The organism is Micromonospora sp. NPDC047756, from assembly GCF_055587245.1.
In genome coordinates, this window is the sequence record NZ_JBVJGQ010000004.1 from 544,403 (window position 1) to 558,948 (window position 14,546).

At 70.3% G+C, this 14,546-nt stretch carries 14 protein-coding genes and 1 tRNA gene; 4 read left to right on the forward strand and 11 right to left on the reverse strand.

Going from position 1 to position 14,546, the window contains the following annotated elements; all coding sequences use genetic code 11:
* Positions 1 to 34: 34 nt before the first annotated feature.
* The 3 genes from ACZ6NZ_RS15725 to ACZ6NZ_RS15735 form a co-directional block, all read right to left on the reverse strand.
* Positions 35 to 436 (reverse strand): AraC family transcriptional regulator, encoded by a 402-nt coding sequence (locus tag ACZ6NZ_RS15725; RefSeq protein ID WP_366610882.1) that lies wholly within the window; start codon positions 434 to 436, stop codon positions 35 to 37.
* 113 nt (positions 437 to 549) lie between these two features.
* Positions 550 to 1,032, reverse strand: a complete 483-nt coding sequence (locus ACZ6NZ_RS15730) for a hypothetical protein (protein ID WP_465858728.1) — start codon at positions 1,030 to 1,032, stop codon at positions 550 to 552.
* Between the two features lie 371 nt (positions 1,033 to 1,403).
* A tRNA-Thr gene (locus ACZ6NZ_RS15735) sits at positions 1,404 to 1,480 on the reverse strand.
* A gap of 337 nt (positions 1,481 to 1,817) precedes the next feature.
* Between ACZ6NZ_RS15735 and ACZ6NZ_RS15740 the strand changes: the two genes are divergently transcribed.
* A complete protein-coding gene (locus tag ACZ6NZ_RS15740) occupies positions 1,818 to 2,909 on the forward strand; it encodes an ABC transporter ATP-binding protein (RefSeq protein ID WP_366610883.1) in 1,092 nt (363 codons plus the stop codon).
* Between the two features lie 143 nt (positions 2,910 to 3,052).
* Here ACZ6NZ_RS15740 and rlmB read toward each other — a convergent pair whose 3' ends face one another.
* Both rlmB and cysS read right to left on the reverse strand, forming a co-directional pair.
* Positions 3,053 to 4,186 (reverse strand): 23S rRNA (guanosine(2251)-2'-O)-methyltransferase RlmB, encoded by a 1,134-nt coding sequence (gene rlmB, locus ACZ6NZ_RS15745; RefSeq protein ID WP_465858729.1) that lies wholly within the window; start codon positions 4,184 to 4,186, stop codon positions 3,053 to 3,055.
* On the reverse strand, positions 4,186 to 5,601 hold the full coding sequence (gene cysS, locus ACZ6NZ_RS15750; RefSeq protein WP_366610886.1) for a cysteine--tRNA ligase: 1,416 nt from the start codon (positions 5,599 to 5,601) through the stop codon (positions 4,186 to 4,188). Before cysS ends, rlmB begins: the two co-directional genes overlap by 1 nt.
* 231 nt (positions 5,602 to 5,832) lie before the next feature.
* On the opposite strand from cysS, the gene ACZ6NZ_RS15755 reads away from it, so the two are divergent.
* Complete coding sequence (locus tag ACZ6NZ_RS15755; protein WP_366610988.1) at positions 5,833 to 6,492, forward strand: IclR family transcriptional regulator; 660 nt, start codon at positions 5,833 to 5,835, stop codon at positions 6,490 to 6,492.
* 1,170 nt (positions 6,493 to 7,662) lie between these two features.
* Positions 7,663 to 8,133: an endonuclease domain-containing protein gene (locus ACZ6NZ_RS15760; RefSeq protein ID WP_465858730.1), complete on the forward strand. Its 471-nt coding sequence runs from the start codon at positions 7,663 to 7,665 to the stop codon at positions 8,131 to 8,133.
* A 198-nt stretch (positions 8,134 to 8,331) separates the two neighbouring features.
* On the opposite strand, the gene ACZ6NZ_RS15765 is transcribed toward ACZ6NZ_RS15760, so the two are convergent.
* The 3 genes from ACZ6NZ_RS15765 to ACZ6NZ_RS15775 form a co-directional block, all read right to left on the reverse strand.
* On the reverse strand, positions 8,332 to 10,026 hold the full coding sequence (locus tag ACZ6NZ_RS15765) for a S8 family serine peptidase (protein WP_465858731.1): 1,695 nt from the start codon (positions 10,024 to 10,026) through the stop codon (positions 8,332 to 8,334).
* 213 nt (positions 10,027 to 10,239) lie between these two features.
* Positions 10,240 to 10,935: an HAD family hydrolase gene (locus ACZ6NZ_RS15770; protein ID WP_465858732.1), complete on the reverse strand. Its 696-nt coding sequence runs from the start codon at positions 10,933 to 10,935 to the stop codon at positions 10,240 to 10,242.
* 180 nt (positions 10,936 to 11,115) lie between these two features.
* Positions 11,116 to 12,081 (reverse strand): EamA family transporter, encoded by a 966-nt coding sequence (locus tag ACZ6NZ_RS15775; protein ID WP_366610893.1) that lies wholly within the window; start codon positions 12,079 to 12,081, stop codon positions 11,116 to 11,118.
* Positions 12,082 to 12,167: 86 nt separating this feature from the next.
* On the opposite strand from ACZ6NZ_RS15775, the gene ACZ6NZ_RS15780 reads away from it, so the two are divergent.
* Positions 12,168 to 12,713, forward strand: coding sequence for a CGNR zinc finger domain-containing protein (locus ACZ6NZ_RS15780; RefSeq protein ID WP_112732758.1), 546 nt, complete (start codon positions 12,168 to 12,170; stop codon positions 12,711 to 12,713).
* Here the strand turns inward: ACZ6NZ_RS15780 and ACZ6NZ_RS15785 are convergent.
* The 3 genes from ACZ6NZ_RS15785 to ACZ6NZ_RS15795 all read right to left on the reverse strand — a co-directional run bounded on the left by ACZ6NZ_RS15785 (position 12,680) and on the right by ACZ6NZ_RS15795 (position 14,364).
* On the reverse strand, positions 12,680 to 13,279 hold the full coding sequence (locus ACZ6NZ_RS15785; RefSeq protein WP_465858733.1) for a GNAT family N-acetyltransferase: 600 nt from the start codon (positions 13,277 to 13,279) through the stop codon (positions 12,680 to 12,682). The genes ACZ6NZ_RS15780 and ACZ6NZ_RS15785 overlap by 34 nt on opposite strands.
* A 99-nt stretch (positions 13,280 to 13,378) precedes the next feature.
* Positions 13,379 to 13,561: a DUF397 domain-containing protein gene (locus ACZ6NZ_RS15790; protein WP_465858734.1), complete on the reverse strand. Its 183-nt coding sequence runs from the start codon at positions 13,559 to 13,561 to the stop codon at positions 13,379 to 13,381.
* On the reverse strand, positions 13,552 to 14,364 hold the full coding sequence (locus ACZ6NZ_RS15795; protein ID WP_465858881.1) for a helix-turn-helix domain-containing protein: 813 nt from the start codon (positions 14,362 to 14,364) through the stop codon (positions 13,552 to 13,554). Before ACZ6NZ_RS15795 ends, ACZ6NZ_RS15790 begins: the two co-directional genes overlap by 10 nt.
* Between the last annotated feature and the right edge of the window lie 182 nt (positions 14,365 to 14,546).

Here is a 14,546-nt window from a genome sequence, read left to right on the forward strand (position 1 = left end):
CCCATGACGCTAGAGGTAGCCCCTGACCTGCTGCTTATCCAAAACTGCTTGGACGGGTCCAGGCTTTGGTGAAGCACGACGGCACGTTGGCCGGCGCGACGCGCTGGCGCCGGAAATCCGAGGGCGACTCCCCGACGATCTGCCGGAACGTCCGGCTGAACGTGCCCAGGCTGCTGAAGCCGACGGCGTAACAAATGTCCGTGACGTCCCGGTCGGTCTCCAGCAGCAACGACATCGCCCGCTCCACCCGGCGGCGTTGCAGATAGCGGTGCGGCGTCTCACCGAAGGTGGCCCGGAAGGTACGGATGAAATGCGCCTGCGAGACGTGCGCGATCCGGGCCAACGCGGGGATGTCCAGAGGCTCGGCGTACGCCCGGTCCATCGCGTCCCGGGCGCGCAACATCGCCCGGTTCGACTCCTCCACCGCCCGACTCATCTGCCTCTACCCCGCTCCGCGCTGCTCCGGCCCCAGATTACCGTCGGGCACCGCGTCGTCCGGTCGGGCAGCGGCCCCGCGTTGTCCCCCGCCGGTCCACCGGTGGCGTCGACCTACCGGTTGGCCTCACGCTCCGGACAGTCCGCGTACTGCCAGGTCGCGGTGAGGTCCTGACTTGTCACGATCATCCTGCCGGCGAGACAGGCGATCTCGTGCCGGCACCCCTGCTCGTGCGGCAGCACCTCGTCCACCATCACGTCCTGGAGTTGGACCACGTCCAGCTCACCGTCAGCGGGCACGATCGTCAGACTCCGCACGCCACGGTAGTGGATGGTCAGGTCTTCCTCGTGCTTCCAACAGTTGTGCCGGAGGTACAGCTCAAGCCATCGACTGCCGCCGGTCTCACCGGACGTCAGTCGCGCCGGCTTCAGACTCTTGACGCAGCGCTGCCCAAGGAAGTCGTAGTGGCCGGGTTCCGTGGCGAACTGACGAGCTCCGTCAGGCAACGAGTCGGCGAGCGACGGCAACTGCTCGAGGTACGCCTCGGGGTCCAGAAAGATGCCGTCTCTGGTTCGTTCCAGGCTGACGTATCTCATTGCCGCCCCTCCGCCAATGCTCGAATCGCGGCAGCGTCCTCAATGCGCCCGTACGTGGACGACCAGGGTCTGCAGCACTGGCGTCGATTGTCTCCGACCCCGACAATTCGCGGCTGCCCACAACTGAGGCGAACGACGCGCTGCGCTGTCTGACCGAACAGGGCGTGACGCCGATCTGCCAGGGACGCTGGCCGGAGTCCTCCCCGCCGGGGGTACCCGCTGTGGGTCGACTGGTTCGAGGACCAGGGCACCGTGGCCGTGGCGACGGCCTGAACCGGTCTGTCGGTGCGCGTGGCTCGGTCGAGATCCGGCTGCCCCTCAGGGCAACCGGCAGAGGCACAGCAGCGCCGATCGGAAAGGTCTGATGTAATTGGAGCCCCCGGCCGGGATCGAACCGGCGACATCTCGCTTACAAGGCGAGTGCTCTGGCCAGCTGAGCTACAGGGGCGCGCGCGTCGAGGTCAGCATAGCGACTGATCTCCGGTAATCCCGATCGCGAGGCCTCCCGAGCACGGGAATCGTCAACAACCCGACGCAGACTCGTTTGCCACCGCGTCGATTGATGGCTGACCGTGCCCGAGTGACCGGAATGCGTAGCCCGACTGGTGGGCTGGACGACCCCCCGCCTTGGCAGCACGGGGAAACGCGTTTACGGTTCACACACGGATGACGACCGGGCGCCCCCGCGGCCGAGCGCCGTCCGATGACCGGCACGGACACGTGCCGGTTGCTCCTTCACTCGGATCGTCCGGCACGTTCCTGCCGGTGAAAGGAAGCGCTTCACCATGGCTACGGTCACCTATTCCAAGGCGTCCCGGGTCTACCCGGGCCAAGAGCGTCCCGCCGTCAACGAGCTGGACCTCGAAATCGGCGACGGGGAGTTCCTCGTCCTGGTCGGCCCCTCCGGTTGCGGTAAGTCCACCAGCCTGCGGATGCTCGCCGGCCTGGAGGACGTGGACGCCGGTTCGATCTACATCGACCAGCGTGACGTCACTCACCTCCCCCCGAAGGCCCGCGACATCGCGATGGTCTTCCAGAACTACGCCCTCTACCCGCACATGACGGTGTACGAGAACATGGCGTTCGCCCTCAAGCTGCGCAAGACCTCCAAGTCGGAGATCGACCGGCGGGTCAAGGAGGCGGCCGGGCTGCTCCAGCTGGAGGAGTACCTCAGCCGTAAGCCGAAGGCGCTCTCCGGTGGTCAGCGTCAGCGTGTCGCGATGGGCCGGGCGATCGTCCGCGAGCCGCAGGTCTTCCTCATGGACGAGCCGCTGTCGAACCTCGACGCCAAGCTCCGCGTGCAGACCCGTACCCAGATCGCGTCCCTGCAGGCCAAGCTGGGCGTCACCACCGTCTACGTCACGCACGACCAGGTCGAGGCCATGACCATGGGTCACCGGGTCGCGGTGCTGCTCGACGGTGTTCTCCAGCAGGTGGACACCCCGCGGGCGCTCTATGACACCCCGGCCAACGTGTTCGTCGCCGGCTTCATGGGCTCGCCCGCCATGAACATCAAGACCGTTCCGCTGAACGAGAAGGGCGCCGAGTTCGCCGAGATGTACATCCCGCTGACGCGGGAGCAGGTCGAGGCGGCCCGCGCCGAGGGCGGCGACGGCAAGGTCACCGTGGGCTTCCGTCCGGAGGACTGCGAGCTGGTCAGCCCGACCGAGGGTGGTATGCCGGTCGTGGTCGAGCTGGTCGAGGACCTCGGCTCGGACGCCAACGTCTACGGTCACGCCGCGCTGGGTGGCAACTCGGAGCGCTTCGTCGTCCGCACCGACCGGCGCAACATGCCGAACATGGGTGACACCGTGTTCGTCAAGCCGGTCGCCGGTCGCAGCCACGTCTTCCACGCCACCACCGGTGGCCGGATCTGACGTAACGCCGTACCGACAGGGGCGGTCCGCTTCGGCGGGCCGCCCCTTCGTCGTACCTCAATCGGTTCTTCAGTTTGCCGTGGCGCCCAACGACGAAGGCCCCCTCCCGCGCTCGGCGGGAGGAGGCCTTCGTTCGATGTGCGCTACAGCTCGACGGAGCGTCGGCGGGCGACCTCGGCCAGGGCGACCGCCGCGGCCACGCTGGCGTTGAGCGACTCGACCTCGGAGATCATCGGGATGCTGACGGTCAGGTCGCAGGTCTCCCCGACCAGGCGGGACAGACCGCGCCCCTCGGAGCCGACCACCACCACCAGCGGACCGACCGCGGCCTCCAGGTTGTAGAGGTCGGTGTCGCCGTCGGCGTCCAGGCCGACGACCATGAAGCCGGCGTCCCGGCACGCCTTCAGCGACCGGGTCAGGTTGGTCACCTGCGCGACCGGCACCCGCGCGGCCGCGCCGGCGCTGGTCCGCCAGGCGGTCGCGGTGATCCCGGCGGCACGACGCTCGGGTACGAAGACACCCTGCGCGCCGAACGCGGCAGCCGAACGGATCACGGCGCCCAGGTTGCGCGGGTCGGTGACGCCGTCCAGCGCGACCAGCAGCGGGGCCTGCTGCTCCAGGGCAGCGGCGACCATGTCCTCGAACGGCTGGTACGCGAAGGGCGGCACCTGCAGGCCGACGCCCTGGTGCAGCACCCCACCGGTCATCCGGTCCAACTCGGCGCGGCTGATCTCCAGGTTGGCGATGCCCCGGTCGGCGGCGGTCCGGATGATCTCCTTGGTCCGCTCGTCCACGTCGATGCCCTGGGCCGTGTAGAGCGCCGTCGCCGGCACCTGGGCGCGCAGCGCCTCCAGCACCGGGTTACGCCCGACCAACAGCTCCGGGGCGTCCTTGGACGGGTTGGACTTACGCCCCGGCGAAACCCGAGGGCCGGACCTGCCGGTGGGCTTGCCGCCCCGTCCGCCGGTGGCAGCGCCACGACCGACCGGCACGCCCCGACCGCCGCCCTTGCCCCAGGTGGTGTCCTTGGTGCCCGGCTGACCGATCTTGGGGGCGCGCCCCTCCTCGGCCGCCACGCGGCGCTCCTTGTCCTGCTTCCAGGCGGTGCGCTGGGGCAGCTTCTCGGTGCCCGAGTAGCCCTTGTGCCACGGCCGCTCGTCCGCGGGCAACGTGCGACCCCGCCCGGCCAACGAGTCCTTGTTCTTGCCGCCGGTGCCCTTGGGGGCGCCTGCCTTCGACGTCAGTCGCCGGCCACGGCGCTGCGAGTTGCCGGCCATCAGTCCTGCTCTCCAATAGTCCAACGGGGGCCCTGGGGGGTGTCCTCGACCGCCACGCCGGCCAGCTTGAGCTGGTCACGCACGGCGTCCGCGGCAGCCCAGTCCTTGCGGCCCCGCGCCTGCGCGCGCTGCTCCAGGGCCAGCGCGATCAGGGAGTCCACCACGGCGCGAAGATCGTCCGATCGGCCGCCACCGGTCCAGGCCGGGTCGAGGGGGTCGATCCCGAGGATATCCAGCATTGCCCGCACCACGGCCAGCGTGGTGCGGACGGTCACATCGTCGCCGACGCCCAGCGCGGTGTTGCCGTCCCGAATGTGCTGTTGCAGCACGGCCAGCGCGGCGGACGTGTTGAGGTCGTCGTCCATCGCCGCGACGAAGCCGGCGGGCAGCTCACCGATCTGCCCGGCACCGACCCGCTCGGCGGCCCGCAGCACGAAACCCTCGATCCGCCGGTACGCGGTGGCCGCGTCGCGCAGCGAATCCTCCGAGTAGTCGATCACCGAGCGGTAGTGTGCGGCGGCGTAGTAGTAGCGCAGCTCCACCGGCCGCACCCCGAGCGAGTCCACGTACGCCAGGCCCAGCGCGTTACCGGCGGACTTGCCCATCTTGGCCCCGCCGATGCTCAGCAGCCCGTGATGAACCCAGTAGCGGGCGAACGGCAACCCGGCCGCCTGGGACTGGGCGATCTCGTTCTCGTGGTGCGGGAACGTCAGATCCAGGCCACCGCCGTGGATGTCGAACTCCGGGCCGAGATAGCGCCAGCACATCGCCGAGCACTCGATGTGCCAGCCCGGACGACCCAGACCCCACGGCGAAGGCCAGTAGGCGTCCGCCGGCTCGTCCGGTTTGGCGCCCTTCCACAGCGCGAAGTCGCGGGGATCCCGCTTGCCCCGATCCGGGGCGTCCCCGGCGGACTGCATGGCGTCCGGAGACTGACCCGACAGCGACCCGTACGCCGGCCAGGACGCCACGTCGAAGTAGACGTCCCCGGAGCCGTCACTCGCCGGGTACGCGTGCCCGTCGGCGATCAACTTCGTGATCAGCTCGTGCATCTCGGGGATGTGCCCGGTGGCGCGCGGCTCGTAGGTGGGCGCCAGCACGTTCAACGACCGGTACGACTCGGCCAGCAGCAGCTCGTTGGCGTACGCGATCGACCAGAACGGACGACCCTGCTCGCCGGCCTTGACCAGGATCTTGTCGTCGATGTCGGTCAGATTGCGAATGAAGGTGACCTCGTAGCCGGCGGCCGACAGCCATCGGCGCAGGACGTCATAGTTGACGCCGGAGCGAAGGTGACCGATGTGCGGCGGAGCCTGGAGGGTGAGACCACACAGGTAGACCCCCACCTTGCCGGCTTCCCGCGGGACGAAGTCCCGCACCGATCGGGTGGCGGTGTCATACAGGCGTAGCGTCACCGTACAAGGGTAGCTGTCCGTGCCTGTCCGGGTCCGCCGGTGCCGGGTCGTACGCTGCCAGGCGTGGATGCGACCGCACGCTCCGGTGGCTCCGGCGACCCGCCAGCCAACCCCACCGCCCCCGCCGACCCGGCCCGCGAACGGGCTTCCGGGCAGACCGACGCGACCGTCGCATCGACCGGCACAGCTGGAGGGCGGTCCAACGCGGCCCACGGGCGGGCCGAGGCTGGCGTGGGGCCGGCCGACGCGGTTGCGGGGCGGGGCGGGGAGACGTCGCAGACGCTGGACCGGGGGTTGCGGCTGCTGCACCTGGTCGCCGACGTCTCCGGCGGTCTGACCGTCACCGAGGCCGCGAATCGGCTCGGCATCGGCCGGGCCGCCGTCTACCGACTGGTCACTGCGCTGACCGGGCACGGCATGCTGCGTCGCGACGGGGACGGTCGGCTGCGCCTCGGTGCCGGGTTGCTGCATCTGGCCCGACGGGCCCAGCCGCTGCTCGCCGAGGGTGCCCTGCCCGCGCTACGCCGCCTCGCCGAACAGGCCGGCGCCACCGCACACCTGACCGTCGTCGAGGGTGGCGAGGGCGTCGCCCTGGCCGTGGTCGAGCCGAGCTGGACGTCGTTCCACGTCGCGTACCGGGCCGGGGCACGACATCCACTGGAGCGGGGGGCGGCCGGCCGGGCGATCCTCGCCGGTCGCGCCGGGGTGGCCGAGCCGTTGAGTAGCAGCGGAGAGTTACAGGCCGGCGCGTACGGCGTGGCCGCGCCGGTGCTCGGCGTACCCGGCCTGGAGGCCAGCGTCGGCGTGGTCGCCCTCGCCCCGCTGGACGTCGACTCGATCGGCCCCGAGGTGCTCGCCGCCGCCCGCGCGATCGCCATCGCCCTCAGCTGACCCTGACCGCCGCACGCCCTCACCGCCGCAGCCCCGCGCCCCGCCGCACGCCCTCACCGCCGCGCGCCCTCACCGCTCCGCCGCGCGCCCTCACCGCTCCGCCGGGCGCCCGCCGCACCGTCGCCCACCCCGTCTCGTCTTGATCAACTCGGGCACACGGAAGTCGCGGTGTCCCCGAGCCAGTGACCGCCCGACTTTCAGGAACGCGAGTGGATCAACGCCCGTGGGCGGCCCGAATGCCTCATTGGTCGGCCGCCCAGGCCGGTGCCATAGCACGATCGGCAGGCGGATTCGTCGTTGTCCACAGGGCCTGCAGCAACCGCGGGCCCGGTTGTCCACAGGGGTACCGGCGGCCCGTCGGTGGCCGGCAGGCTGCTCGGCATGCCCCCACGTCCGCATCGCCCCGATGCCCTGGCCTGGCAGGTCTTCCGCGGTTCCGACGCTGTCCGGGACGGCCTGCTCACCGAACATCAGCTGCGCAACTCCGCCTGGGTGCGGTTGCGCCACGACATCTACGCCGATGCGCGATTGGATCGGGATCACGCCCTCGCGTGTCACGCCGCCCTTCTCCGGCTTCCGCCCGGCGTGGTGGTCGGCGGCCCGTCGGCCGCCTACCTGCATGGCGTCGAACACGCCGCGAGCTTCACCGACGACGTTCACGTCCTCGTGCCCCGGTCGTTGCGGGTCGGCTCACAGCGCGGCCTCCGCGTGCACGTCAACGGCATCACCCCACTGACGGCGAACGAGACCGGTGAGCCGACGGCGTCGACCACGCGACGACCGGCGGGCACAGGACGACCACCAGACGCAGGAGGACCGCCAGAAGCGAGCTGCCCGTCGACCCCAGGGAACCGGCCCGACGCAGAACGAGTGCCGGTCGCAGAACGAATGCCGGTCGCAGGACGACCGCCGAGCGCGGGAAGTCCACGTGATGCAGCGCGACCTACGGGAGTGGGCCGCCCACCTGTCGGCGGCAGGTCACCACGCCCAGCACGGCAGCTGCCTCGCCCGGCCGCCGTGTCCGCCGGAGCAGAGGGCTTGGTGGTGGCCGGCCGGGGCGATGGGTGGGCCAGCCAGCCCTTGCCCAGGGGGCAGAACCTCCCGATCCCCCGGTCCGATCCCGGACGGGCGGCCTGGGAGACGGCTGTCTGGCTCGACCCGATCCGGGCAGTGGCCATCGTCGACTCACTGCTCGGTCAGGGGCTCGCCGACCGCGACACACTCAGCGCCATGGCTGCCCGCAACGCTGACCGCCCCGGTGGCCGACGAGCGCGCTGGGTGTTCGATCTGGCCGACGGTGCAGCCGAGTCTCCGCCGGAATCCCAGCTGCGCGTCCAATTGGTGTTGGGCGGGTTGCCGCGACCGGTAGTTCAACATCCGGTGCGCCTGCCTGCCGGGCTCGTTCTGCATCCCGATCTGGCCTGGCCGCAATATCGGGTGGCGGTGGAGTACGACGGAAAGTGGCACTCCAGCGCGCAGCAACTGCACCGCGACCGCCGTCGGCTGAATCAACTGGTCGGCGCAGGTTGGCTGGTTCTGCACGTGACCAGCCAACGGCTGCACGGCGAGTTTCCGACGGTGCTTCGAGAGGTACGCGACGCACTGGTCAGCCGAGGCTGGCGACAGGGATCGCCCAGATGACCGGGATCACCTCGGGTTCCTGGAAACCGCGCCATCCTCAAGGCACCAACACCGCACCTTGCAGGGAACCGAGTCGATCATGATCGGCGCCGGGCGAAGGTCGCTGACGACGGGCCTTGAAGACCCGGGGCCCGGTCGACGACAGGTCGACGGGCCCCGGCAGACGGTGGCGGTTGGGCCACCGCAGTGCGATGTGCGTTACGGGCGGGCGTTCGGCTTGAGCGGAGTCTTCACCGCCGCGTAGGCGTCAACGATCCCGTAGCCGTAGAAGCCGTTGAAGTTGATCCCACCGGCGCAGTACGCGTCGTAGGTCTCGTCCCGGCCCTCGTTGCGGTACTGCTGGAGGCGCGGCTCCGGGCACGCGTGCTCGGCGGCCGTGCGGTAGAGGTGCTGCTCAACCTGGTCCGGCGACATTCCGAAGCCATTCCGACCCTGCGCCTTGCCGTACCGGCTGACGATCAGCGCGGCGACACCGGCGGCGTGCGGGGACGCCATCGAGGTGCCCTGGAGGTACGTGTAGTAGCCGCACTCACCGTTGGCCTTGCACTGCTTGAAGACCGAATTCTCGAAGCCGGGAACGACGTTGCCGTCGGCGTCGACCGACTCTTCCTCCTGGAGCACGTGCTTCGGGTACGAGGAGAGAATCATGTTGGCGTCGGTACGGAAGGTGTCGGTGCCGAAGCCGTCCCGGAACCAACCTCCCGGCGCGGCCACCGAGATCTGCTCGGTGCCGTAGTTGGAAAAGTCCGACTTCTTCCCGGACGGGCCGACCGACGACACGCCGATCACGTGCGGACCCTCGGTGGGAAGGTCCCAGCAGCTCTCGTTGTCGATCGGTCGGGGGTACGGGTCGGCGCCGTAGTCGGGGCTCGTGACATCGGTGCGCGGCGCACCCAGGTCCTCGTTGTTGTTGCCGAGCGCACCGACGAGGGTCACGCCCTTGTTGTGCGCGAAGACCAGCGCCCGCTTCATCGCCTTGATGATCGCCCGCTGCTCGGCCTGGTCCTCGGGGGAGTCGGCCGGGTTGGCGGTGCAGTTGTAGAGCCACGGGTCGACATAGAACGACATGTTGACCACGTCGATCCCGGAGCGGCCGGCGTAGACCAGAGCGTTGACGACCGGGTCGAGGAAGAAGTAGCCGGAGTCCTGGCCACCCTTGAGCTCGACCAGCGAGACGTTCGGGGCGACGCCGGAGAGTCCGAAGCCGTTGGCCGCGGCGCCGATGGTGCCGGCCACGTGGGTGCCGTGCCCGCCGTCGTCGGTGCCGACCGGGTCGAGGCAGCTCGGCACCTCGCAGGGGCCGTCCACATCGATGAGGTCGGGCGCGAAGTTGCGCGACAGCGACCAGTTGAAGTTCGGCGCGATGTCCGGGTTGCTGGCGTCGACGCCGGTGTCGAGTACGCCGACGGTCACCCGCCGGTCGCCCGGCTCGATCTTGCGGGCCTTGTCGGCCCGGATCATCTCCAGGCCCCAGAGCTTGTCATCGAGCGGATCGAGCTTGGCGCCCTTCTTGGCGGCACCGGCAGCACCGGCACGAGCACCGGCAGCGGCCAACAGGTGCTCCTGCTCGACCCGGTCCAGCTTCGGCTTGCGGCCGATGGCCTTCTGCTCGGCAGCACCGATCAGCGTCGGCGCGGCGGTCGCCCTGGCCGCGAAGTCGGCCCGGTCGCTGCTGACCTGGAACATGCCGACCTCGTCGGACCGGGACACCACAGTGCCGCCAGCCGCCCGGATCGCGGCGACGGCCGTGTCGGTGGCGACGCCATCCTCGGCGACGACGGTGAAGGTCCGGGAGTCGCTCGGCGCGGCGTTGGCCGGCACACCCAACCCCGTAGCCGTAAGTGCCAGCACAGCCGCAGTCGCGACCGTACGGGCGGTGAAGCGCTTGCTCACCACATCGGATCCTCTCGTTGAGGGACGTGCCAGCCATCACACAACACCGATTCGCATCGCGCCAGCTGAACGCCCGTTATGGCCGTGAATCCCGCCAGTTCGGGCCACACCCGGCCGCCGGAGAGGCCAGACACACGCCGCACGGGCACAGGCCGCACGGACGCAGGCCGCACAGACACAGGCCGCACGGGCACACACGCGGGCGGCGGCGAGCTACACGCCTACCGCGTCGACACCCATCTTCGCGAGCGCGGCCGGCAGCTCGGCCATGCCGAAAACTTCGGCGTCGGGTGAGCAGCCGCGCGGGCGAGGCAGGCCGAGCCGGTTCAGCCACACCGATCGCAGGCCGGCCCGCCGAGGCGCCACCACGTCGTGCTCCCACGAGTCGCCGACGTACACGATCTGGCCGGCTGGCACCCCGGCCGCCGCGACCACAGCGGCGTAGAACTCCGGGGCCGGTTTCTTGGGCAGGCCGTTCTCGTGCGCGTACAGCTCGAAGGCGAACTCGCCGCTGAGTCCACATCGTTCGGCCCGGCTGTTGCCATTGGTGGCGAAGCCCAGCGCGTACCGGCCGCGCAGCGTGGTCAGCGCCGGTGGTACGTCCGGAAACGGTCGGGTGAGGGCGAAGCGCTGGGCGAAGAAGAGGTCAGTGATCTCGTCCAGGTGGTGGACCAGCGCGGCGCGGGCCAGCGACCGAGCCAGTGCGGCGCGCCGGATCTCCGCCACCGGGGCGGCCTTCAGCTCGCCGAAGACCGCACCCCAGTCCGACTCCAGTTCGGCGAGCGTCACCCCGGCCGCCGCCGATGTCCGTCGCCGCATCTCGTCGAGGACCGCCACCAGCCCGCCCGTGACCGCCGGACGCAGGTCCAGAAGCGTCTCGTCAGCGTCGAACACCACAGTGGTCAGCACGGCACCCACTCTCTCACCGCCGACAAGGGCCAGCGTCAGAGGAAGCCACCGGCAGCGGAACCACCACGCGCCGAGACCACCCGACCGTCGCAAGCGCCGAGAGCCGGGAGCACTCCACCCGCGGCACGCGCCGCCCAGCGGCAAAGCACCGGCCATCGGGCGCACATCGACCGCGAACCCTCACCGACCGTCAAGCGCCAGCTCGGGCTCGGGTGTGACCGGCGTGGGCGTCGAGGGTGACCCCCGCAGTTCGTCGAGGCGTACCAGGGCGACGCCGGCGACGATCAGCGCACCGCCGAAGAGCTGCCAGCCGGTGGGCAGCTCGTTCAGGAACAGCCAGGCGATCAGCACCGCGAAGAGCACCTCGGTCAGCCCGACGAACGACGACAGGCGGGGCCCGAGAATCCGGGTGCCGGCGATGCCGGCGAGGTACGCGATGACGGCGGCCACCAGCGACAGCCCGGCGATGGGCACCAGCCAACTGGTGGGCTGACCGGCGAAGGTGACCTCACCGAAGGTGGCGTGCAGCGGCAGCAGGCCGGTCAGTCCGACGAGCAACAGCACGGCGGCACCGACGGCCATGCCACCGCTGGCCATCGCGACCGAGGGCAGCCGGGGGTCGACCCGGCCGGCGAGCACGAAGTATCCGGCCAGGCCGAATGCCGCGCCCAGCCCCCAGAGCACGCCCACCGGGTGGAAGTCGGAGGTGCCGGCGAGGTCGAGCACGAACGCCAGCCCGGCCAGCGCGGCCACCGACCCGGCGATGGTGAGCCGGCGGGGCGGCTGCCCGTGCCGCAGCCACATCCAGACCACGACGAGGATGATGCCCAGGTATTCCAGCAGCAGCGCGACACCGACCGGCAGGTAGCGCACGGCGTTGAAGAAGCACACCTGGGCCAGCGCCACCCCGAGAAGCCCGAACAGCCCGATGGCGCCGGCGTTGCTCCGCAGCACGTCCCATTTGCTCCGCAGCGCCAGCAGGGCGGGAATTGCCAGCACCAGGGCGGCCACGCCGACGCGGGCGATCACAGCGGACTCGGCTGACCAGCCGGCATCGATGAGTGATCGCGCGAAGGTGCCGGAGGTGGCGAAGGTGACTGCGGAGAGCAGGGCCAGTCCGACGCCGGCAGCGGGTCGAGAGTGCATGTCGCGCTCCTCGCAATGGGCACCGTGTCATGAGCAAACTATCCTTGTGCTGATGACGCTAGGCGCAAGCCGTGACAGGAGTCAAGTTGCTATTCGCTCATGACACCGAATGTTCGCTGATCGCCGCGGCGGCGCTGGTCAACACCGCAGGTCGCGACGGTGAGTTGCTGCCCGACATCGCGGCGCTGGACGCGTTCTTCGTCCGCCACTCCTACAGTGGCCGGCACGAGCACACCGAGGCCGAGCTGCGCGCCGTACGGGAGTTGCGGCCCCAACTACGCCGCATCTGGCACGCCGAACCACCCGAGATCGTCGCTGTGGTCAACGGCCTGCTGCTGGAACACAAGGCGCTGCCCCAGCTCATCGAACACGACGACGAGCCGTACCACCTGCACGCCGTTCCCCGCGACGCGCCGCTGGCCACCCGGATCGCGGTCGAGGCCGCCATGGCGATGGCCGACCTGGTCCGTACCGGCGAGCTGAGCCGATTGCGGATCTGCGAATACCCGGACTGCGACAACGTCGTCGTCGACCTGTCCCGCAACCGCTCCCGGCGGTTCTGCGAGGCCGGCTGCGGCAACCGCGCCGCGGTGACCGCCTACCGCGCCCGCCGGGCCGCCGGCCGCTCCTGACCGATGGTCGCCCACTCCTCGGCCCGCACCTCGTACTCCACCTCGCCCTGCTCGGTGCCCGGGATCGGGTGATCCCACTGGAGGTGGAAGGTCCGCACGTAGTGCAACCCGGCCTTCACCATCACCCGCCGGGAACGCTCGTTCACCGTCATCGTCTCGGCCCAGACCCGGCGCACCCCGACGGTGTCGAAGGCGTACCGGACCAGCGCCCGCGCCCCCTCGGTGGCCAGCCCCCGCCCCCACGTCGGGCGGCGCAGCCGATAGCCCAACTCGGCCTCGGCGCCGTCCGCCGACGGATCCAACGCGAACCAACCCAGGAACTCGCCGGACGCCCGATCGTGCGCTGCCCACCGGCCCAGCCCGGGATGTCTGTCGTACTGGGCCAGCATTCTCGGCACCTGCTCGTCCCGCACGGTGGCTGGCGAGGTCGCGACGCCACCGGTGAGGAAACGCATCACCTCGGGATCGCTGTCCAACTCGACCAGCGCGTCCACGTCGGCGATGCTCAGCCGCCGCAACCGCAGCCGCTCGGTCCCCGCCGGCACACCCACGCCATCGTCACCCACAGCCCGGATCATCCGTCCCGCCCGGGACCCCCGTCGAGCCCTTTTCCCAGGGCCAGTTGCGCGGAGAACCCGACCGTCGTCGCGGGCCAGGCGGTCGCGTCAGCGCCGCAGCGCGCCCACCAAGAGCCGCCAGGAGTACGCGTCGACAACGAGCACGGGCCCGTCCGAGTCCTTGCTGTCTCGCACCCCGACCACCTCCCCAAGATTCGTAGCCACCTCGACACAGTTGGCGTCCTGGTTGCTGCGGCTGCTCTTGCGCCATCGAGCCCCGGTCAACTCCACGACTCGGCCACCTCGTTCATCAACTCGATCGACGCCTGCGGAGGCAGGGCTTCACCCAAGGTAGCCTCCCAGACCCGCTGCAACCGCAACAGATCCTTCGGCTGGTCCAGCTCCTGGCCGCGGACCTGGCAGTCCAGGTAGGCCACCTCTGTCCCGTCCGGCAATGCGGCGAGCGCGAACTGCCCACCGAGCCCCGGATACTCCTCGGCGGATCGCGGCACCACGTGCAACCGAACCCGGGGGTGCCCGGTGGCGATGCCCGAAAGATGCAGCATCTGGTCGCGCATCACTTTCCGCCCACCCACCCGTCGTCGCAGGACGGCCTCGTCCAGCACCGCCACTATCTGCGGCGCGCGCTCGCTGTACAGCACGTCCTGACGCTCCATCCGGGCGGTCAGTCGCCTGTCGACCTCCTCCGGAGCGAGCAGGCCACCTGCCTCGAAGACAGCACGCGCGTAGTCCTCGGTCTGGAACAGTCCGGGCACATAGCGGGGTTCGTACCACCGGAGTGTGCGAGCCTGCTCGAAGATTGCCTGCCAGCCGCGCAGCCAGGGTTGTGCTCGGTCCAGGCTGACCAGTTCGGTGGACATCCGGCCGAAGAGGCCGCCGGTGTCGAGGGCTCGGTCGACGAGTTCCAGGTACTTGGCGGTGGGCACCTGCTGGCCCAGCTCGACAGCGCTGACCATCGACGCCGAGTAGTTGACCGCCTTGGCCAACTCCTCCTGGCTCCAGCCGCGCCGGACCCGCGCCCGCCGCAGCTCCGCGATCAGGAACGCCGCCGCCGTCAGCTGTCCATCGGCCATGCCGTGCCCGCCCTCCACCCCGCCGACGACCTTTTCCAGCCGGCCGCCAGCGGCGGTGCCACCCAAAACAGGGCGACTATGACGACGCGGCCAAACCCTTCCGACCGTAGTCGCCTGATCACCAGACTGTGAAGTGCGGCACCGCTCCCCGTCCCCCGGGATCTGCCGGCGCCGCACGGGAC

Coding starts and splice junctions, on each gene's coding strand:
- ACZ6NZ_RS15725 (WP_366610882.1), bottom strand. CDS start 436: ATGAGTCGGGCGGTGGAGGAGTCGAACCGGGCGATGTTGCGCGCCCGG.
- ACZ6NZ_RS15730 (WP_465858728.1), bottom strand. CDS start 1,032: ATGAGATACGTCAGCCTGGAACGAACCAGAGACGGCATCTTTCTGGAC.
- ACZ6NZ_RS15740 (WP_366610883.1), top strand. CDS start 1,818: ATGGCTACGGTCACCTATTCCAAGGCGTCCCGGGTCTACCCGGGCCAA.
- rlmB (WP_465858729.1), bottom strand. CDS start 4,186: ATGGCCGGCAACTCGCAGCGCCGTGGCCGGCGACTGACGTCGAAGGCA.
- ACZ6NZ_RS15775 (WP_366610893.1), bottom strand. CDS start 12,081: ATGCACTCTCGACCCGCTGCCGGCGTCGGACTGGCCCTGCTCTCCGCA.
- ACZ6NZ_RS15795 (WP_465858881.1), bottom strand. CDS start 14,364: ATGGCCGATGGACAGCTGACGGCGGCGGCGTTCCTGATCGCGGAGCTG.